The sequence below is a fragment of the Halomonas sp. TD01 genome, assembly GCF_923868895.1.
Lineage (GTDB): Bacteria > Pseudomonadota > Gammaproteobacteria > Pseudomonadales > Halomonadaceae > Vreelandella.
Map to the genome: position 1 here is coordinate 238,958 of NZ_OV350343.1, position 18,873 is coordinate 257,830.

At 52.4% G+C, this 18,873-nt stretch carries 17 protein-coding genes; 7 read left to right on the plus strand and 10 right to left on the minus strand.

The genetic code is table 11. From position 1 onward, the window contains the following. The first annotated feature begins 241 nt into the window (after positions 1-241). Together L1X57_RS01170 and L1X57_RS01175 are read left to right on the plus strand one after the other, a co-directional pair. A complete protein-coding gene (locus L1X57_RS01170; RefSeq protein WP_009722379.1) occupies positions 242-1,177 on the plus strand; it encodes a PAAR domain-containing protein in 936 nt (311 codons plus the stop codon). 373 nt (positions 1,178-1,550) lie between these two features. Continuing rightward, entirely contained in the window at positions 1,551-2,099 is a 549-nt protein-coding gene (locus tag L1X57_RS01175; protein ID WP_009722377.1) for a hypothetical protein, read from the plus strand. A gap of 134 nt (positions 2,100-2,233) precedes the next feature. Here L1X57_RS01175 and L1X57_RS01180 read toward each other — a convergent pair whose 3' ends face one another. The 6 genes from L1X57_RS01180 to L1X57_RS01205 form a co-directional block, all read right to left on the minus strand. Next, complete coding sequence (locus L1X57_RS01180) at positions 2,234-3,226, minus strand: LacI family DNA-binding transcriptional regulator (protein ID WP_009722376.1); 993 nt, start codon at positions 3,224-3,226, stop codon at positions 2,234-2,236. 76 nt (positions 3,227-3,302) lie between these two features. Further along, on the minus strand, positions 3,303-4,565 hold the full coding sequence (locus L1X57_RS01185) for an ABC transporter substrate-binding protein (protein ID WP_009722375.1): 1,263 nt from the start codon (positions 4,563-4,565) through the stop codon (positions 3,303-3,305). A gap of 103 nt (positions 4,566-4,668) precedes the next feature. Next, on the minus strand, positions 4,669-5,718 hold the full coding sequence (locus L1X57_RS01190) for a Gfo/Idh/MocA family protein (protein ID WP_009722374.1): 1,050 nt from the start codon (positions 5,716-5,718) through the stop codon (positions 4,669-4,671). Then, complete coding sequence (locus L1X57_RS01195) at positions 5,715-6,494, minus strand: ThuA domain-containing protein (RefSeq protein WP_009722373.1); 780 nt, start codon at positions 6,492-6,494, stop codon at positions 5,715-5,717. The genes L1X57_RS01190 and L1X57_RS01195 overlap by 4 nt, the downstream gene beginning before the upstream one ends. 193 nt (positions 6,495-6,687) lie before the next feature. Beyond that, entirely contained in the window at positions 6,688-7,377 is a 690-nt protein-coding gene (locus L1X57_RS01200) for a CBS domain-containing protein (protein WP_009722372.1), read from the minus strand. 124 nt (positions 7,378-7,501) lie between these two features. Then, complete coding sequence (locus L1X57_RS01205; protein ID WP_009722371.1) at positions 7,502-8,932, minus strand: hypothetical protein; 1,431 nt, start codon at positions 8,930-8,932, stop codon at positions 7,502-7,504. A 112-nt stretch (positions 8,933-9,044) separates the two neighbouring features. Here L1X57_RS01205 and L1X57_RS01210 point away from each other — a divergent pair, with 112 nt between their 5' ends. Together L1X57_RS01210 and L1X57_RS01215 are read left to right on the plus strand one after the other, a co-directional pair. Further along, complete coding sequence (locus L1X57_RS01210; protein WP_234667863.1) at positions 9,045-10,031, plus strand: J domain-containing protein; 987 nt, start codon at positions 9,045-9,047, stop codon at positions 10,029-10,031. Positions 10,032-10,096: 65 nt separating this feature from the next. Continuing rightward, positions 10,097-10,528, plus strand: a complete 432-nt coding sequence (locus L1X57_RS01215) for a hypothetical protein (RefSeq protein ID WP_083817049.1) — start codon at positions 10,097-10,099, stop codon at positions 10,526-10,528. On the opposite strand, the gene L1X57_RS01220 is transcribed toward L1X57_RS01215, so the two are convergent. After that, a complete protein-coding gene (locus L1X57_RS01220; protein WP_009722367.1) occupies positions 10,445-12,940 on the minus strand; it encodes a mechanosensitive ion channel family protein in 2,496 nt (831 codons plus the stop codon). The two genes, L1X57_RS01215 and L1X57_RS01220, sit on opposite strands and share 84 nt — an antisense overlap. Before the next feature lie 128 nt (positions 12,941-13,068). Between L1X57_RS01220 and L1X57_RS01225 the strand changes: the two genes are divergently transcribed. Further along, positions 13,069-14,076 (plus strand): amidoligase family protein, encoded by a 1,008-nt coding sequence (locus tag L1X57_RS01225; protein WP_009722366.1) that lies wholly within the window; start codon positions 13,069-13,071, stop codon positions 14,074-14,076. Positions 14,077-14,105: 29 nt separating this feature from the next. Continuing rightward, the gene (locus L1X57_RS01230) at positions 14,106-14,777 is read left to right on the plus strand and encodes a gamma-glutamyl-gamma-aminobutyrate hydrolase (RefSeq protein ID WP_009722365.1); all 672 of its coding nucleotides are present in this window, start codon (positions 14,106-14,108) and stop codon (positions 14,775-14,777) included. Positions 14,778-14,799: 22 nt separating this feature from the next. On the opposite strand, the gene tpx is transcribed toward L1X57_RS01230, so the two are convergent. Beyond that, positions 14,800-15,303 carry a thiol peroxidase gene (gene tpx / locus L1X57_RS01235; RefSeq protein WP_009722364.1) on the minus strand — a complete coding sequence of 168 codons (504 nt, stop codon included), beginning with the start codon at positions 15,301-15,303 and terminating at the stop codon, positions 14,800-14,802. A 122-nt stretch (positions 15,304-15,425) separates the two neighbouring features. On the opposite strand from tpx, the gene L1X57_RS01240 reads away from it, so the two are divergent. Further along, the gene (locus tag L1X57_RS01240) at positions 15,426-16,142 is read left to right on the plus strand and encodes a glutamine amidotransferase (RefSeq protein WP_009722363.1); all 717 of its coding nucleotides are present in this window, start codon (positions 15,426-15,428) and stop codon (positions 16,140-16,142) included. On the opposite strand, the gene nfi is transcribed toward L1X57_RS01240, so the two are convergent. Both nfi and L1X57_RS01250 read right to left on the minus strand, forming a co-directional pair. Next, positions 16,135-16,827: a deoxyribonuclease V gene (nfi, locus tag L1X57_RS01245; protein ID WP_009722362.1), complete on the minus strand. Its 693-nt coding sequence runs from the start codon at positions 16,825-16,827 to the stop codon at positions 16,135-16,137. The two genes, L1X57_RS01240 and nfi, sit on opposite strands and share 8 nt — an antisense overlap. A 160-nt stretch (positions 16,828-16,987) precedes the next feature. Further along, entirely contained in the window at positions 16,988-18,700 is a 1,713-nt protein-coding gene (locus L1X57_RS01250) for a DEAD/DEAH box helicase (protein ID WP_009722361.1), read from the minus strand. Positions 18,701-18,873 lie beyond the last annotated feature (173 nt).

Below are 18,873 nucleotides of genomic sequence, written 5' to 3' on the forward strand. Positions count from 1 at the left end.
AAAACATAAAAAAACCGAGCAAATAATTGCTCGGTTTTTTTATGCTTTTGAAACTTAAATAGTATTTATCTTGGTAGTAAAATCATCTTTTAAAAGTATTAATATTACACAATTTTAAGTATTTACTCCCCCAATACGAGCCTGATATGTTAGCCAGCTTAAATCACTCAAACCATTTAAAAACCTCAGACGAGCAGCCACTTAAGCACGCTTTAGTGGCTTTCAGGAAGGTAATACTGCTATGGAACAAGCGAAGCTCGGCGACCAAGTTGCCTGCCCCTGTAAGGGAGGCCCTCACCGCATTGTCAGTGCGGCCTCGACCACCTTTATTGACGGTGTTCCCGCCGCCCGCGTTGGCGACCGCAGTTCCTGCGGCGACAGTATCGTCACCGGCCTGGATTGGTACACCATTGAAGGTGCCGCGGCTGCCATTCATGGCAGCCAAACTTCATGTGGCGGAACGGTAATCGCAGCCTCCAGTGCTGTCACTGGCCAACCTTCAGGCGGGGCAAACACTTCATCTCTGTCTAGCATTCAGCCGCCTAACGACATCAATAATGAATACGGTTCCCCTCGGGCCAATAACCTAGGTGAAAAATCAGCTCAAGGTGGCGCTAGCGAGCAAGTTTTGAGAGATGAACAGGAGCCACCCATCGTTAATATGGCAGAAGATAGATGGGAGAGCATTGTCAACGACACACCAGCAATATTTGAGATCGAGGACAATCCGAACACGTCTGGAAAAGAACCATGGTATGCGCTCAATGCGTTCGAGGAAGTTAATGAAAACAAGCAAGCATTCGAAGAAGTTGGCAGAGAGGTAGGCGTAGACACAAAACTGTTGAGGGCCATCGCGTACATTGAAACAACCCATGGTTATTACGACAGGATTCACCCACGGAATACATCATTCCGGCCCATGAATATAAACTACGAATATTGGAAGCCCATCGCAGATGAGGCGGGCTTCACACGGTATGAGGTTGTCAATTATCCATACCCTAACATCTATGTTTCTGCAGTCCTGCTGAAAAGGATTCAAGCTAGAGTTGTACCTTCCAGCATCGAAAAGGTCGCTAGTATCTACAATGCTCTTGGTGCAGAACATGTAAATGATTACGGTGCCCGAGTGAAGTTCATCTACGATCAAGAGCTATGGGAAAGCAGAAGTGAATAAACAGCGCATCAAAGTGATATGCCTACTTATTTCGATTACTCTTGCCTTGATTATTGCGACCCTGATGGTCTATGTGGCACTCGATCATAATCCCCAAGGGGAGTTTTGCGCGTACACAACCGATATGTCTTCCTGTGAGTACCAGTACGGGGCCATCACTTCCGTATTTTTTGGATGGCTGTTTGCGTCCCTATTTATCTTCGGGATTCTTGCGGTGTTGCTCTGTCTTATCGGTCGATGCATTGTTTTTTTCAGCCAATTAATTCAGCGATAGTCTTATCCTAATTGAACGAAGTTATATTAACGGTGAGAGTTACTCCAATACCACCTAGTACCAGCAAGACGACTTCTATCCAAGTAGTAGAGAAATGACATGATTAAGACATTACTCCTTATTCTGCCAATTTCCGTTTTAATTTCAGCTTGCCAAGAAAGCACAGACCACAAACTTAATGTCGAGTCTATCGATCTTCAAAGACAAGCCAACGAAGAAGTGGCCTTCGGAATAGCAGAAGAAAATAGCGCAAGACTGGATAGAGCCAAGAAACTGATCGAACAATCGCTGGAAGTAGATCCCAACAACCATGAAGCTCTGCTCAATAGAGCTCAGGTTGCCGTCTACCGACAAAACTACGATATCGCACTACGTGATGTGGAAAGCGCTTTTGACATTGCGCCAAGAAATGACTCACTACTCCTTTTTCGCTGCATTCTGATAGAAGAAGTCGAGGGTAATGACAGTGGAAAGGAGTGCTACTCAACTGTCGAGAAGCATTACGCCGAGCGACATAGTACTGATAACAAAATCCCCGCCAACTGGGTGGGCGCGGCCATCCTGGCTGACACCCACATTGCGTCAGAACTGGTCGAGGCATATCTTGAGCAGGAAAGGGTGAAATGGAAACTGAAATGGCCAAAATGACAGTCGAAAGCCTCCAGGATGGAAGCTATGTGAATAAAGTGTTGATGCGGAAGAAATAAATACTTGGCCTTCATTCTTGAAAACGTTACCTGGCTTGCCGCTTTCAAAGCAGTCTCAGTAGCCCATATGAAAATTCAACCTGTTTCCCGCAGTACCAGCGTCACCGGCAGCGATACATGCCGGGGCGCTTTGTTTGCTAGCGCTTCGCCCAACAGCTCCACACTCATTGCCGCAATCGCTGCAATATCTTGGCGAATGGTGGTTAACCCAGTGGCAAGGGTTGGCAGGTCATCAAAGCCGGTCACTGCGACTTGGTGAGGCACGTCGATTCCCCTGTCTTCTAGCGCAGCGACGCAGCCCAGCGCCAGCTCGTCGGTGGCGCATACTAGCGCATCAAATGGCAGCGTTTGGCCGTTTGATGTATCCGCCAACAAACGATTTAAATAGCGATAGCTGGTTAGTGAATCTGAGCTAAAGCGGTGCGGCAGGCTAATCAACTGCTCAGAAAGCCCTGCTTCATCAAGCGCCCGTCGGTACCCCTCTAAACGGCTGTGAGGACGCGGTATTTCCAACTCACCGCCAACAAAGGCGAGCTGTCGACGCCCTTGCGCGATGAGGTGGTGCGTCATTTCATAAAACCCTTGAGCATCATCCGGTGCGACCGAAAATCCTTGCCCTGGGTTGCCAATACGTACAAAAGGCACGCTGGCATTTTCTAGCAAGCTGGGGCGCTCATCCTCGGCGGTTTCACCCAGTAGAATAGCCGCGCCCGCCCGTTCGGGAAGCTCGGCAGTTTGATCGTGGTGGAAAAAGATCGGCACCATGCCCTGCTGGTGCAGTGCCACGGTTAAGTGCTGATACAGCAAAATATAGTAGGGGCGAAGCTCGATATCCTGACGCCCCAAGGAAATACCGACTACAGCAGCTTTACCACTAATCAGTTGCCTGGCTGCTGCGCTAGGTTGATACGCCACTTCACGGCTGATGGTGAGAATTTTTTCCCGCAACGCATCGCTTAGCCCAGGCTTACCATTTAGCGCCCGACTAACCGAGGCAATGGATACATCGGCCCGCCGGGCTATTTCACGTATGGTCGCCGTTTGGGCGCTCTGTTTGGTCTGTTTCATGCCATGCCTCAGCGACTCGGCTTATGATTGTGCCAAAAATTGTGCCGAAAATCGCTAAGCATTGCGGCAAATCCAGCTACCAACCACGCCTCCCTATACGGGCAAGCTCGCTATCGAGCTGCTGAATTGCTTGTTCGGGGGAAGTATCCCCGGATAGGGCATCATGCACGCGGTTAAACACTGCGTTAGACACCCGTGGATACGCTTCTCCAGTAACGCTCGCAGGACGTGGTACGCCGTTCATAACGGTTTCATAAAGTTCGCCAATAAACGGATGGGCTTCCAGCACCTCGGCATTTTCATAGAGCACAGGCCGCGTCGGGTTTCGACCAAACTCAACGGCGTGAGCTTTCTGCTGCTCCTCAGCCGTGAGATAAGCCACTAGGTCAGCGGCGATGTCAGGGTGCTCTGAATAGCGCGAAACCGCCCAGTTCCAGCCGCCAAGCGTCGCGACAGACTGCCCTTCGGGCCCGCGGGGTAACGGCGCGACGCCAAACTTGCCTTGAATGGGCGTGCCATCTGCCTGCCCCAACGACCAGACATAAGGCCAGTTGCGCATAAACACAGCATTACCCGCCTGGAACACCCCGCGTGCTTCTTCTTCCATGTAATTGCGCACACCCTCAGGGCTAATATCACCCACCCAAGAGGCTGCTAGCGTGATGGCCTCTACGGCTTGGGGATTATCGATGGTGACTTGCCCATCAGCATTCACAAAGGTGCCGCCACCGTAGCTAGCTATCCACTCCAACGCATTCGTGGTCAGCCCCTCATAAGCTCGCCCCTGAAACACAAACCCATGCATGCGCGCATTACCTGCGTCGCGCTCAGCCTGCTGGATACGCCGCGCGGTGTCAGTCAAGGCCTGCCAAGTTTCTGGCACTTCGGCGTCGTATCTGTCTAGCAAGTCGTGGCGGTAATAGAGCAGCCCTGCATCCGTAAACCACGGCAATGCCACCAGCTTGCCCTGCACGGTATTGTTATCCATCAGTGAGGGAATAAAGCCGTCAGTCGCGCCCTCCGGCAAGTAGTCATTTAGGTCAACCAAGTGGTCGGCCAGTAGCCCTGGCCACACAATATCCACCATCAGCACATCCACATCTTGCGATTGGCTGCCTAATAGTTGCTGATAGAGCGACAACTTCTCAGTCGCCGATGCTGGCGTGGTGACAATATTCACTTGGTGGCCGTTAGCGTTGGCCCACTGTTCTGCCAGCGTTGGGCAGAAATCTGCTGCCCCACCATCGCCGCAGGCAATGGTAATTTCAGCCGCCATGGCAGGCAGCGTTGTGGGCAGCAGGGCAAGCAGTACAGCTGATGAGCGCAGGTAATAACGCATAGCATTCACCTCTATTGTTATTGGTAGTTAGGATTGTTATTAGTAGATAGGGTGCTCGTTAACTTAATCGGATTAGTATTTTGTTATTTGAAGAGCCACCCACCTAGCTGGCAATCGCTAGGCTGCGGTCTTCCTGGCTTGATACGAAACAGGCATCGAGCACGGTTTGAATCGCAGCGCCGCGTGCAAAATCAGGTTGATCGTTATTCCCACTGCGAATGCTCTCGACGAAGCGCTGGTAAATACTCGGCGTGGACGGTGCTTTCACTGTGCTCCAGCGAGCGGGATGTACGTCATCATCGAGACATACCTGCACATCCTCTTTTGAGGCGTCCAGGTCAATACGAATTGCTCCTTTATCGCCGTGTACACTCAGCGCCAGCGAGTTGTGATGCCCTGTTGCCCAACGTGTAGCCTGAATAGTGCCCTTTGCGCCATTGGCAAATGACACTCTCATCAGCGCCGTATCATTGGCATCCAGCACATACTCACCAATGCGATTGTCTGGCGCTTTTTCAAAGCAGGTTAGCTCACAGTTAACGCGGGTAATGTCGCCAACAGGGAAGCTGGCAAAGTCGACAATGTGCACGCCGACATCGCCTAATACGCCTTTGCTGCCGTGGGACTCGGAAAGCCGCCACAACCACTGGCTATCTTCATTCCAGCGTCCCCAGGCGTTACTCACTAGCCAGCTTTGCCGGTAACTAGCATCTACATGACGAACTTGACCAATCGCCCCTCCCGCAATCAGCGCACGTGCGTGCTGAATAGCTGGGGCATCGCGGTAGCTTAAGTTGACCATGTTGATCACGTTAGCGGCCTGAGCAGCCGCCGCCATTTCATGGGCATCTTGTGCATTTGTCGCCAGCGGCTTTTCACACAGAATATGCTTTCCGGCGGCAATGGCGGCCAACGATGTAGCTTTGTGAACACCATCAGGAGTTACATTGCTTACCGCGTGAATATCATCCCGAGCCAGCATGGCTTCCAGGTCTTGATAAACGTCAGCAATGCCATGATGCTCTGCAAACGCCTGGGCTTTGGCAAGGTCTCGGTCGCACACGGCAACCACTTCGATTCCTTCAAGACGGCCAAAATGCTTGGCGTGCTCGCCGGCCATGCTGCCTGCACCAATTATCGCCAAACGGATCATTTGAAGCCCTCCTCGCCAGGTTTATGCAGGCTTTCGCCTTTAATTTCGACCGGATTAGGCGCTTGTTCAGCGGGAACATTAGGGCAGCTGTCGATCCATCGAGAACCTTCCGGGCGCGCCCAAGTCACGGCGTTTTTCAACACAGTTTTCACTTGAGCATCGTAATAAATCGGGTAAGTTTCGTGGCCGGGACGGAAGTAGAAAATCTTACCGTTGCCACGTTTATAGGTCAGACCAGAGCGGAATACTTCCCCCCCCTCAAAGGCACTGATAAAGATCACTTCATCAGGATTGGGCACCGCAAACGGTTCGCCGTACATTTCGGTATGGGGCAGCTCGATATAGTCCCCCAGCCCTTGAACAATCGGGTGACCTGGGTTCACCACCCACAGCCGTTCCCGCTCGCCCGCTTCACGCCACTTGAGTGAACACGTAGTTCCCATTAAGCGCTTAAAGATTTTCGAGTAGTGCCCTGAGTGCAGCACAATCAAGCCCATGCCCTGGAGCACGCGTTTTTGAACGCGGTCGACGGTCTCCTCAAGCACGTCACCATGGGCGGCGTGGCCCCACCATAACAGTACATCGGTATTGTCGAGCGTCGCATCGCTAAGCCCCTGCTCAGGGTCTTGCAGCGTCACGGCAGTGGCATTTATGCCTTCCGCTTCGTTTAAACCTTCGGCGATGCACTGGTGCATGCCCTTAGGGTAAATACGCGCCACGACATCATTGGTTTGCTCGTGGACGTTTTCTCCCCATACGGTCACGTTAATGCTCATACATTCTCCTGCGAAATAAAACATCTTCAAAAATGACCCACGAGGCTTAAAGTAAACGTTTACTTGCAAAGAGTAAACGTTTACTTAAATACAACTTTAGTCGCTTTTTACGAGCAAAAAGAGTGCGCATTAGCGCCCACAAAAAAGCCCGCTGCACTAAGCAACGGGCTGTTTAGCTAAGAAACACAGCGTATTAGAAGTAGCCCGCTCCACGAGGCATCATGCCAAGGTGATTTTCAACACTCTTGACGCCCTGGGTATTTTCAGCCGCTACGGTTACCGCTTGCTTCTGTTCTACAGACTCTACTAGCCCCCAAATTTCTACGTTTCCGCCATCGACAATCACACTAAAGCTTTCGGTTCGTACGCCGGTGTTATTGTCGACCTCTTTAAGAATGGCTTCACGAATAGAGCGATCATCCTCCGGCGACTGAGTCGGCGCTACAATCGCGTTAGCAATCCCTTGAAGTAAGTTTGCGCGACTGACAATACCGACGAGCTTACCGTCTCGCACCACTGGCACACGCTTGATGTGATGCTTTTCCAGCAAACGAGCAATGGTATGCAGCGGTGCATTCTCTTCGACGGTTAGTGGCTTGGAGGTCATTACCTCATGCGCCTTACGACCATGGGATTTAACATACTCACCCGCATCTTTACCGCCACTGAAGAGCGATAGCCACCAAGAGCGGCTATCGTCCGCTTCATCTTTCACTCGACGCATCAAATCGCCTTCGCTCACGATACCCAACACCCTACGTTCGTCATCGACGATCGGTACAGCACTGATGCGGTGTTCGAGTAGCAACTGCGCTATATCGCGCACGTTTGCGTCGGGGCCTACACACACCACGTTGGGTGTCATAATGTCGATAGCTTGCACAGTGTCCTCCTGGCGACAGGGTCGCAGTCGCAAATTATATTGCTCACCTTTTGAGACTAGTGTGCTACTGGTGATTTCGCTATGCAGGCCCAACATCAGTGCCAGTCTATTGATCCAACGCAGTTTATTTGCTGATTTTCTCTACACTTTCCTCAGCGACTTTCTCGATATCGACAATACCTGAACGACTCACAACCACTTTCCACCGAGCTAGGTAGGTTGTGTCCTCACTGCCGGTCTCGCGAATGACCAAGTTAAACAAGTGACGCCTTTCGACACTTTCTCTAACAGCCTGCCCTTCTTTCAGACGGTAAATGAAGTGCTTCTCTTTGCTCATTAAGCGCGTCAGCATGGAAAGATCGATATGCAACGTTTCACGGGTATGCTCATAACCGCTTAAAAAGCGGGTGGGTGACATACGCGAGCTGGAACGGTAATGAAGCACTTCCTCTTCACGCTGAGCAACCGTACGACGGCGCATTTGCTGAATATCCGCCTCTAGTGCGGCATAACGTTTATAATCGAACCACTCTAACTGCCGGCCCACCGATTGATTACGGGTCGGGTCGATATATTGTCGCCGCCACTTTGGCCTTCCACGACGAAGCCAGCGCCATAGCGTGTTACGCAAGTCGTCTTTAAATACTTCCCGCATCGCATAAAGCAGCGCCATGGCCAATACAAACAGCGCAGTAACATCGCCCAGTACGCTACGCAGGTGGAGCACACCAAGCGATACAAAGGTCATTACTACCGCGGTAGCCAGTGCTTTCACTGCTTTCTGCTCGCCGCTCCCAAGCTCTAGGGCACGCTGTTTCAGCGTAATCGGGTGTTCAATAAGTCGCCGTAGCAAGCGCATTTTATTCGACATCCGAGTGGGATCTTCCATTACCCGCTCAGCGTTATACTCTTGCTCTTTTCGGTAGTCACTCTCACGCTGGCAGACGATAATAAAGCGACGCTTTATCTCGCTAAACTCGCCGCCACGAGGCATATGCGCTACCAGTGCCAGCAGTTGCTGCTCGGTAAACCAGGAAAGGTAATTATCGATGTTGGCAAAGTATTTATAGAGCCGCTCATCTGTGGGCGAATTGCGACGCAACCGTTTAAGAATACCTTCGCTCAAATCGCTCATTTCATGCAGTTGATCACGTAGCGCATCGGCTAGCTCTTGAAGCTCACTACTCTCTTGACGCTGATCGCTGGTTGCGTGGCGTAGTTTTCGGGCACTGACCAGCATTGCCTGTGTCGTTCGCTCTAACGCTCCAACGTATTGATAAGCGTACAAACTTAAACTTAACCGATAGGAATCACTGCCCAACTGATTGCGGCTCGCTAAACGACTATGAACCAGCGGCAAATGGTACTCATCACTGTAGTAAGTACGTGAAACACTGATCGCACCGTGATAAAACGCCTCTTCTGAAATGACATGGGTGCTAAGCCCAAGCTCTTTAGGCACAAATAGGTAAACATCGAGCGTGTGCGACGTTTCTTCCTTGAGCCGTCGAGTGAGCCTCAGCTGAAAGCTATTTTTACGCTCAACATTGATCACCTAACGAATCTCCTACTTCATTGCGTAACGCGATGATATACCATGGCCAATCATTATCAGGATGGCCGTTTAAGTGCCACTGTGGTCACCGTCTTTGCCTTGGAGCCAAGGAATGTCCATTGCCCGTTTTTCACCCTTTGAGCTGTTGCTGCTGAAAAGCCGCAGCCAAGTGGATACGGCAACACTACTACTGTTAGCCTGGGTGCTTGTGCATCGCCAACAGGTGTCTGAAGGCCAGCGGCGACGCCGACTGGCTCAGGTCACCGCGCAATTTCGCCATGGACACGAACTTGGGCCAGTGATGGGTATTGCCCATAGCCAAGACCTTCAAGCCATTCAATTAGCTGCTGAAGTGGTGCGCAAAGAGTGTTCCAGCGAGCGCAGCCTAAGCATACTTCACCAAGCGATCACTGTGGCCACCGACGATGGTGAGTTATCTCTGAATAACCATTACATTCTGGGCTTTCTCGCTGATTTGCTAAATGTCACGCCTGCCACGCTTAACACACTCTTTCATGAGTTAACGGGCAAACCATTGCGAGCAGCAGAGGATCCCAGCCGAGACGCTTACTGGCAGGTGCACGACCCAGAATATCACGCTCGCAAGGCACGCGACGCGCACGCTGCTGAGCAAAAAGCCAAAGAGGCCCAAGCGAAGGCCGAAGAGCGCCAGCGTGCTAATACGGAACAACAGCAACAAAAGCGGCAGAACAAACAGCGCCAACAGGAAGAAGCACACCGCGAGAAGGCAAAAAAGGAACAGTCCAAACAAAAAGAGCGCCGCAATCGACAAGAACACACTCAACAGCAAGAGCGACAACGTTGGCAACAAGAGCAAGCACGTCAGGAAGAAGCACATCGCCAGCACCGACAACGGGAACGCCCTTCACCTCCCCCCGACCGCACCACTCGGGCTCTCGCTGTATTAGGGCTGACACCTGGGGCAAATCGTGCCGATATCCGCCGTGCCTATCGTCGCATGGCGCAGCTACATCATCCTGACCGCTTCTATTCGGGTAGTGAACATCAAGTAGCACTGGCATCAACACGCTTTCAGCGCATCAAAAGTGCCTATGATTATTTGATGCAAAACACCTGACCAGCCTACTGTTAACGATTAAGGGCTAAGCGCCCAAACCGACAGTGAGTATCAACTCGAACATTATGCGCGATTTGTATCAACGACTGACACTGACACCCGACGCGAGTGATCACGAAATCAAAAGCGCGGTGGCACGCTGCCCAAACAGTGCATTGCGCCAAGACGCTGAAACCGTGCTGGGCGCTGCAGAGCACCGTGACGCTTATAACAAGCTCCACAAAACGGTCAGTGACATAGGCCAATTGCGGGCAAGGCTGGGACTAACACACGGCGCTCATTGGCAGGGAGATGTGGCCAATGACTTTTCCCTGCCACCCGATAATGCTATTTCGCGCCATGACGAGTTAATTGATCGCGTTAGTCTAGCGGTATCACTTTATAACCGCTGGAGGCGCTTCAAAGGCCCGTGGTTACTCGTCGCCCTGTTCACCATTGGTGCTGGCATGGGTCTCGCCTTTGGGCTCACCCTGGGCTTGGGGCTTGGCATGGGATGATGCCCCTGCCCGCTCGCGGTCATCTTGGCGCGTTTCAGCCTTTGTTGGGCGCGGAGCAGGTTTTGGCGGCGTAGGCCGCTTCCGTGAGCTACCGTCGTCATCGCTGGCCTTATCCCCTCGGGCATTGTCAGTCGGCTCGTCTAGCGTGAAATCCGTGCCAGCACTCTCTTTTCTCGTGCTCTCTTTTCTCGTGCTCTCGTCGGGCATACGATCTTGCCTGCTATCTTCTGAGCGCGCTTCCATGCTGACGCTGAGACGCGGTACGCCCAGGTCGATTTCCTGAGTTTCCATGCGTTGCTTCAATAGCAGGTTAAAGGCACGCGATACGTCCCACTGCATTTCTGGTGCGGTGCGAAAACGCATTCGCAAAATAGGGCAACCATCTTCAAAGCCCTGCACACCCTGCATTTCTAAAGGTGACCAAATATAGTGGCGCATCATGGGGTCTTTGCGTAGCTCTTGCGCTGTCTCTTGCATCAGCGTAATTGCATCATCAATTTTCATCGCATAGGGGATACGAATACGCATCAGCGCAATCCCGAACTGGCGCGACATGTTATGAATCGACTCAATGCGGCTAAAGGTAATGATATGAACAACACCATCTAAATCACGCAGCTTCACGGTACGCAGTGTTAGCCCTTCAACGGTTCCCATGTGGCCGTTAATCTGAACGAAGTCGTCAACTGCCAGGGAGTCTTCAATCAGGATAAAGATCCCGGTGATTAAATCCTGCACCAACGTTTGGGCACCAAAACCAATCGCCAGGCCGATAACACCCGCACCAGCAAGTAGTGGCGTAACGTTAACGCCAAGATTTGCTAACCCGGCAATTACCGCAATGATCAAAATCGTGACAAAAATCACATTGCGAATCATCGGCGTAATGGTTTGCGCCCGGGCTTGATTCACTCGCCTACCGCGAGAGCGCGCGGATGATGTTAGCGCCCGCTGAATCGCCGTATCAGCAAAAATCCATACCAGCCAAGCCAGCAAAATGGTTGAACCCAGACTTACCAAGGCTTGGCCAATACGGGCACTGGCTACCGCTTGCTGACCAAGCCCAAACAACGACCCTCCCCAAACCTGCATAAACAGTTCAGCGAACACCATCCAGGCGCAAAGGTGGGCAAGTACAAAGCCAAAGCGCTCTAAACGCTTACGATATTGGCTGTAACGACGACGATGGCGGCGTTTACCTAAGCGTTCTGACTGACGTCTCAGCAAGCCCGTCACCACTAGCGTCAACACCAACAAGCTTGCCGAGATAATCGAGCGTGCAAGCGCTGTTCCCACATCCCCCACGGTGATGAAGATCGCCAACAATGACCCCCCCACCATCAGCAGCGCAGGAATATGCCAGAGGCCGCCCAGCGCACGAATCATCTCAACGGCAGCACTTGCATCGCGGCGCTGCTTGTAAGGGCGGTTACAAATCAGATGACGAACGGGGCGTTTAAACTTAAATATGAAGCGTGCAGACAGCAGAGCAGCTAGCATATTCGCAAGGACAGACACTAAGCTGGATAGTTCGCTACCCAACAGCTCTACTAAACGGGTGGAGTTCACCGCGTCGCCCAAGGCGATTAATGCGCCAATGACAAACAGGCCGCGCAAGGCTTTCTGTTGCAGCACCTGCACCGCTGTAAAACGATGGCCTCGGCTGAAAAACGCAATGACCGTTTCAATCACCACCGACAGTGCGCGACCACACACACACACATAAGCGACAACCAATACAATCGTGCGGCCGGAGCTGTACGGCAATATTTGTCCAACCCCCAGCGTAATCGCGAAAGACAGCGCCCAGGGCAGCATGCGACGTAAAAAGTGTACAGCCAATAACCATGCTTTTGGATCTCGAGGTAAGTCCAGAGGCCATTCCCGCCGTCTGGCGATCAAGCGCCCAAACGCAATCATAACGACCAACAGTACGACCCAAACAACTGCAAGGACGGCACCCTCTGCCACGGCGCGTACCGCTTCACCCTGGTCAGCACCATCATTTAATGCGCGTAAATCGGCAGCCCCTTGCACCAATTGCCGTGACCATTCATCAATCGGCGAGTCACCTGCCTGAGCGTGCTCGCCAATATCGGTCAGCGTATCTGCTAATGCACCCAGCAGGCCTTGATGGACGATTTTGTCCTCTTCGGTCGCATCAGTGGCAAGCTGTAATTCTCGCAGAGAGTCGAGCAGCGCTTTACGCTGTTCTTCGCTCTCCAGCATTGTGATCACATCGTTAAGCGAGTTTTGGAAGCTTTCACCACTGACGTTCTGCTCTTCCGATGCGTCATTGCCCCCACCCAGGCTAGGCAGCGAAACGCTCTGCGCCTGAGCATGGGTCATCAGACCTATGAGTAGCGTCAAAAAAACGCTTAACACGATATTGATTGTCCAGTGCTGTCGCACATTTGACTCCTGGAAATAGACCGACACAACACGCCGGTTAGTTAGCGTTTACTTAACTTAATACCCTCAGCCTTAATGCGTGACTATGATAGGCTGTTGGCTTAAACGTTCACCTCAAGGATACCGAGATGACGCTGCAAGCTCCTCCTAACCGTACAAATAGTGACGGAAAAACAAGGCGTGTCGGTGTTGAAATTGAATTCGCCGGACTTCCGCCGCGTGATACCGCTAAACTGGTACGCGAGCTATTTGGGGGTGAGCTTAACGTGGTAAGCCCCCATCGGCTACTGGTAGAAGCGACTCGATGGGGCGAGTTCGGCATTGAGTTGGACACCCAGTATGCTCATCCTGATAAGACGCTACTAGAAGAACACCATGAAGGCGACAGTGAATGGGCACGCCAGCAGCACCAGCGTCGAATAGAGTTCCATCAAAAAACCCGCGAACTTATTGGCGACATGGTGACAGGCTTAGTGCCTACGGAAATTGTCTGTCCACCGATTCCCTGGGATGAACTGGACCAACTAGACCAGCTATTTGGCGCCCTTCGTGACAAAGGAGCGAAAGGCACGGATGCCAGCTTACTCTACGGATTTGGGCTGCATCTAAACCCTGAAGTAGAACGACTTGACGTTGATTACCTTCTAGCAATGATGCAAGCGTATTTACTGCTCGCCAGTTGGCTGCGCGATGAAATCAAAGTCGACATTACCCGTGAGGTATTGCCCCACGCTAATCCATTTCATAAAGAGTACGCGCTTAAAGTCCTGAATTCCGGCTATCAGCCCGACTTAGATACGTTTATCGATGACTATTTACACTACAACCCTACTCGGAACCGGGAGCTAGACCTACTGCCGCTGTTTGCGCACCTGCGACCCGACCATCCCCATGAGTTGCTGCATAGCCAGCTCACTAAACCACGCCCAACGTTTCATTATCGGCTACCGAATGCGCAGCTTTCACAGCCTGGTTGGGGGTCAGTAGTGGAGTGGAACCGCTGGGTTGAGGTAGAAAAGCTGGCCGCAAACAGTGACGTGCTGCGTGCACGCTGTAATGAGTATATTGCTGAACACAGCCAGCCTTGGTGGAGACGCTGTAAAACGAAGCTGCTTGGCTTATTCAAGTCATCCTAAATACACTGCCTTAGTGAGAACTTGCCAGCATGTCTCGACCGCTTATTGGGATTACAACTTCTGATCAAAAAAGCCACCTAGCTTGGTGGTTTGACTGGTTCGCCGTATGGCGACATGGCGGTAAACCACTTCGCTTGTCCCCTTCACGTCCCCTGCCAGAACACTTAGACGGGCTAATTATTGGTGGCGGCGATGATATTCAAGCACATCTTTACGGTGATGAAGTACAGCTAGACGTGCGGCTGGATCCGGCCCGTGATGAACTGGAACTCAACCTACTCGGCCGATTTATTCCGCAAAACACTCCTGTGTTAGGCATTTGTCGAGGGGCTCAGCTAATCAACGTTCACTTGGGCGGCACCCTCGACCCTGATATTTACACTACCCACGAAGGGCTTAAGCGGCGACGCACGGTTCTACCGCGTAAGACAGTGGATATAGTCGGAGGGAGCAAGCTTTATCAGCTATTGGGCGTCACGTGGTGCCGTGTGAATAGCCTGCATCATCAGGCGGTCAATAAAGCGGGTGACGGCATCAATATTGTTGCCCGCGACCGGGACGGACTGGTGCAGGGAATTGAATCCACAAAACATGATTTTTTGATCGGCGTTCAGTGGCACCCAGAGTGGCTTATTTTCAACCGCCCCCAGCAACGCTTGATTAGTGCACTGGTGGCGGCTGCTAAGCAAAGTGCACGCTAGATACCTGCGCACTGCCGTCTGGCTAGCCTTTTAAGGCTGCCAGCGCGGCCTCATAATCAGGTTCGTTTTTCAGCTCGCTCACAAGCTCACTGTGCAACACACGGTTGTCCGCATCGAGCACTACCACGGCACGCGCGCACAATCCTTCCATTGCACTATTCGCTAACGCGACACCCCAGGCTTCTTGGAACTCTCGGTGGCGAAAGGTAGACAGGGTTTCAACGTTATCTAACCCCTCTGCGCCACAAAAGCGCTTGGCTGCAAAAGGCAAATCAGCAGACACCACCAGCACAACAGTGTCGTCCAACTCCGAGGCCAGCTCATTAAACCGCCGAGTAGACACCGCGCAGGTGGGTGTATCCACACTCGGGATAATATTCAGCACTTTGCGCTTGCCCGAATAAGTATCGAGGGTTACATCTTCTAAATCGGCATTGGTGAGCGTCATCAGCGGAGCCGTTTGGCCTGGGGCAGGCAGCGTACCTGCAACGTCCATGGGCTCGCCAGCACGAGTTATCTTTTGCATTTTAGGCTCCTAATATAAAGCGAAAAAGGTGTATGGTGAGAATTATCACCTTACAGGGTAATGCCCTGATTGGGCTAACCTTTCCTCTCTAACCTTTCCTCTGACAGGACAACGAGAACGCCATGGCCTCTTTAGTCATTATCAAAACCGGTGACGCCTTCCCTGAAGTGGTCGACCAATACGGTGATTTCGAGCAACTCTTTATCAATCAACTTTCGACGGCACTGCCTGAACATCTGTCGCTCAGGGTTTGGGATGCCCGCAAACAAGGCGTTCCCCCTTCCCCTGCATCATTTGCCGGCATTATGCTCACGGGTTCTCACAGCATGGTGAGCGAACAGGCAGCGTGGAGCGAGGCGCTAAAGCCTTGGCTTCAGCAGGCGTTAGCCGAGAACGTCCCAATGCTTGGCGTGTGCTATGGCCATCAGTTGATGGCGTCAGCATTCGGCGGCATTAGTGATTACCACCCCGCAGGAAGAGAGTCTGGAACGCACAACGTACGTCTCACCCAAGCAGGTCATCAAGACCCTCTGTTTAGCAAGCTGCCCACGCAATTCCCGGCCCACTTGACCCATGCCCAGTCCGTCATGCAACTGCCCCGCAACACCACGGTATTGGCTCATAACAGTCACGATGCTCATCAAGCACTACGTTATGGCCCTCGCCAATGGAGTGTGCAATTTCATCCAGAGTTCACCCGACCAGTAATGCATGCTTATATCGAGCGCCAGAAAGCCATATTGCGCGACCAAGGTGATAATCCTGACGCGCTCATAAACGCCATTACCGACACCCAAGCGGCCACTGGCCTACTGCGCCATTTCCTGCGCTTTACGTAGGTCGCTTTTGGTCGCGTCTTGACGCAAGCCGGTCCGCTAACCGCGTGGGTTCTGGTAACTTGGTGCGCCCTAAACAGCGCACCACCCAGTCCAGCGACGTTTCAAGGGATAATCGATGACCAGGCGACACAAATACCGGCTTTACGTTTGCCCGCGAACGCAGCACAGCGCCAATAACGTCTTTACCTGATGTTAGAGGCACCCAATCACCACGCGTATTTCCCACTTCTGCATGCTGCCCCGTTAATCGGGACTTAGCGATGCCGATCGTCGGTAAATTTAGCCATAGCCCCAAGTGAGCGGCTACGCCAAGTCGTCGAGGATGTGCAATTCCCTGGCCATCGACCATTACCAGTTCTGGTGTGATCGTAAGCTTAGTGAATGCTTCCAGAGCTGCTGGGATCTCACGAAAAGAGAGCAGACCAGGAATATAAGGCATACGTGTTGGCTCACGATGAACCACTTGCTCAACCATAGCCAAGTGCTGCGTGGTGTCAGGCTGCCACTTTAGAACAACCACCGCCGCGCGAGTGATCTCACCATCCGCTTCAAACCCAATATCCACCCCAGCAACGTGGTGTACGGGGCCGATACGATCCGTGGTTTCAAGTCGTTTCGCCAGCACTGTTTGCAGCGCTACGGCCTCTTTTGGAGCTAAATTCCAGTCATGTAGCGGTGCGTCCATGCAGCCTCCTTTTACTGAACCATCATCATACTAACGTAGCTCAACTTCCCAGCTGCAATTAGAGGCAAAAAAATCCCCTTAAGCCGCTGGGCGTAAGGGGATAGAACGATCGTTAAACGTCGTTTTAAAGCACCATTAAAATATGGCGCTATACATTAACTTAAGCGCGTTCGCGGCGACGAACTGGTGCATCACCGTCATCACGACGACGACGTGGAGCACGCTCAGGTGCACTGTCTTCACTAATTTCTAACGGGCGACCAGCAACGCGGGCACGCGCCATTTTCGCCAGAATAGTGGAAGGCAGGCCACTGGGTAGCTCAACTACCGAGAAAGCGTTGCGAATATCGATACGACCGATACGCGCGCCTTCGATGCCGCCTTCATTCGCCAGTGCACCAACCAGTTGACCAGGCTTAACGCCATCTTTATGGCCAACAGAAACACGGTAACGAATCATTCCTTCGCTAGGCGCGCTTGAACGCTCGCGACGGCCACCTGGCTTACCACCAGGAGCGCTATCACGCGGAGCACGTTCTTTACGCGGTGCTTGCAAGCGACCAATAGGCGCTTCGTCAGCACGCGCCATCGCGGCAAAAGCACAGGCTAGCTCAACGGCGTCATGACCTTCTTCTACCAAGCGCTCAACCAATGCACGTTGCTCTTCAGCACCTTTGGTCAAGGCCGCCACAACGCGATGGTGGAACACTTCATCACGGTGAGCGCGAATAGCCGCTTCGTCTGGCAGCGGCATTTCAGTCATTTTCTGACCGGTCGCCTGCTCCATCCAGCCCACTTTACGGCCTTCACGGAAACCAGCGAAAGTAATCGCGATACCGCTACGGCCCGCACGACCGGTACGACCGATACGGTGGGTGTAGGCTTCTGCGTCTTGCGGCAGATCGTAGTTAATAACATGAGTAATACGCGACACGTCAAGACCGCGTGCAGCGACGTCGGTCGCAATCAACACATCGACTTTGCCACGCTTCAAACGTGTAATGGTGCGTTCACGAAGACTCTGGTCCAGATCACCTGACAAACCTGCAGCGTTAACACCACGAGCCGTTAACTGTTCAACCAGCGTGGTACAGGCCGCACGGGTACGCACAAAGACAATGGCCCCATCAACTGGCTCAACTTCCAGAATACGTGCCAGGGCTTCAAGCTTAGCGCCACCATCAACGCGTACAATACGCTGCTCAATGTTTTCGCCGGTGGTCGTGCGCGACTCAATCGCGACTTTCACCGGATTAACCAAATAGCGGTTAACAATGCGCTCAATTTCAGTCGGCAGCGTTGCCGAGAAGAACACACGCTGAGCATCTTTTGGGGTATCGGCAACCACGCGTTTTACGTCGTCGATAAAGCCCATGCGCAGCATTTCGTCAGCCTCATCCAGCACAAGTGCTGAAAGGCCATCGAGTTTCAAACTACCGCGATCAAGGTGATCGATAATACGGCCTGGGGTGCCAACAATGACTTGGGCACCGCGCTTTAGCGCACCTAGTTGTTCACGGTATTCTTGGCCGCCACAAAGGATCGCCACTTCAAGACCCTTAAGGTTTTGGCCATATTTACTGAACGAAGCCGCAACCTGCTGAGCAAGTTCACGGGTCGGAGCCATAACCAACACTTGAGGCTCGCGACGGGTAAGTTCTAAACGCGATAACAATGGCAATGCAAACGCAGCGGTTTTACCGGTACCAGTTTGTGCTTGGCCCAGCATATCGCGGCCTTCCAGCAACGCAGGAATTGTCTGCGCCTGGATTGGCGAGGGAATTTCGTAGCCTTGTGCTTCAACAGCAGAGAGAACGGCAGGCAACAGAGCAAGATCGCCGAAGCTCGGCGAAGCGACAGAAGTCGAGGTCATTAATCACACCTTGGTAGGCCGGCTGTACCGGCAAAAAACATCGTAAGCGTCTCTGACTCTGCTCGTTAATACGCGTGACAATGCATATTAATAAACAAGGATCCGCAGGGCGGATATCATCATCAGTGGAGTCGGAGACGCCGGTCGCACCTAGCATTCGGTTAGCAAACACC

Excerpts from the sequence above, each read along its gene's own strand:
- L1X57_RS01250 (WP_009722361.1), bottom strand. The coding sequence starts at position 18,700 with ATGACCTCGACTTCTGTCGCTTCGCCGAGCTTCGGCGATCTTGCTCTG.
- L1X57_RS01175 (WP_009722377.1), top strand. The coding sequence starts at position 1,551 with ATGATTAAGACATTACTCCTTATTCTGCCAATTTCCGTTTTAATTTCA.
- L1X57_RS01180 (WP_009722376.1), bottom strand. The coding sequence starts at position 3,226 with ATGAAACAGACCAAACAGAGCGCCCAAACGGCGACCATACGTGAAATA.
- tpx (WP_009722364.1), bottom strand. The coding sequence starts at position 15,303 with ATGCAAAAGATAACTCGTGCTGGCGAGCCCATGGACGTTGCAGGTACG.
- L1X57_RS01225 (WP_009722366.1), top strand. The coding sequence starts at position 13,069 with ATGACGCTGCAAGCTCCTCCTAACCGTACAAATAGTGACGGAAAAACA.
- L1X57_RS01210 (WP_234667863.1), top strand. The coding sequence starts at position 9,045 with ATGTCCATTGCCCGTTTTTCACCCTTTGAGCTGTTGCTGCTGAAAAGC.
- L1X57_RS01215 (WP_083817049.1), top strand. The coding sequence starts at position 10,097 with ATGCGCGATTTGTATCAACGACTGACACTGACACCCGACGCGAGTGAT.
- L1X57_RS01240 (WP_009722363.1), top strand. The coding sequence starts at position 15,426 with ATGGCCTCTTTAGTCATTATCAAAACCGGTGACGCCTTCCCTGAAGTG.
- L1X57_RS01190 (WP_009722374.1), bottom strand. The coding sequence starts at position 5,718 with ATGATCCGTTTGGCGATAATTGGTGCAGGCAGCATGGCCGGCGAGCAC.
- nfi (WP_009722362.1), bottom strand. The coding sequence starts at position 16,827 with ATGGACGCACCGCTACATGACTGGAATTTAGCTCCAAAAGAGGCCGTA.
- L1X57_RS01230 (WP_009722365.1), top strand. The coding sequence starts at position 14,106 with ATGTCTCGACCGCTTATTGGGATTACAACTTCTGATCAAAAAAGCCAC.
- L1X57_RS01195 (WP_009722373.1), bottom strand. The coding sequence starts at position 6,494 with ATGAGCATTAACGTGACCGTATGGGGAGAAAACGTCCACGAGCAAACC.
- L1X57_RS01185 (WP_009722375.1), bottom strand. The coding sequence starts at position 4,565 with ATGCGTTATTACCTGCGCTCATCAGCTGTACTGCTTGCCCTGCTGCCC.
- L1X57_RS01170 (WP_009722379.1), top strand. The coding sequence starts at position 242 with ATGGAACAAGCGAAGCTCGGCGACCAAGTTGCCTGCCCCTGTAAGGGA.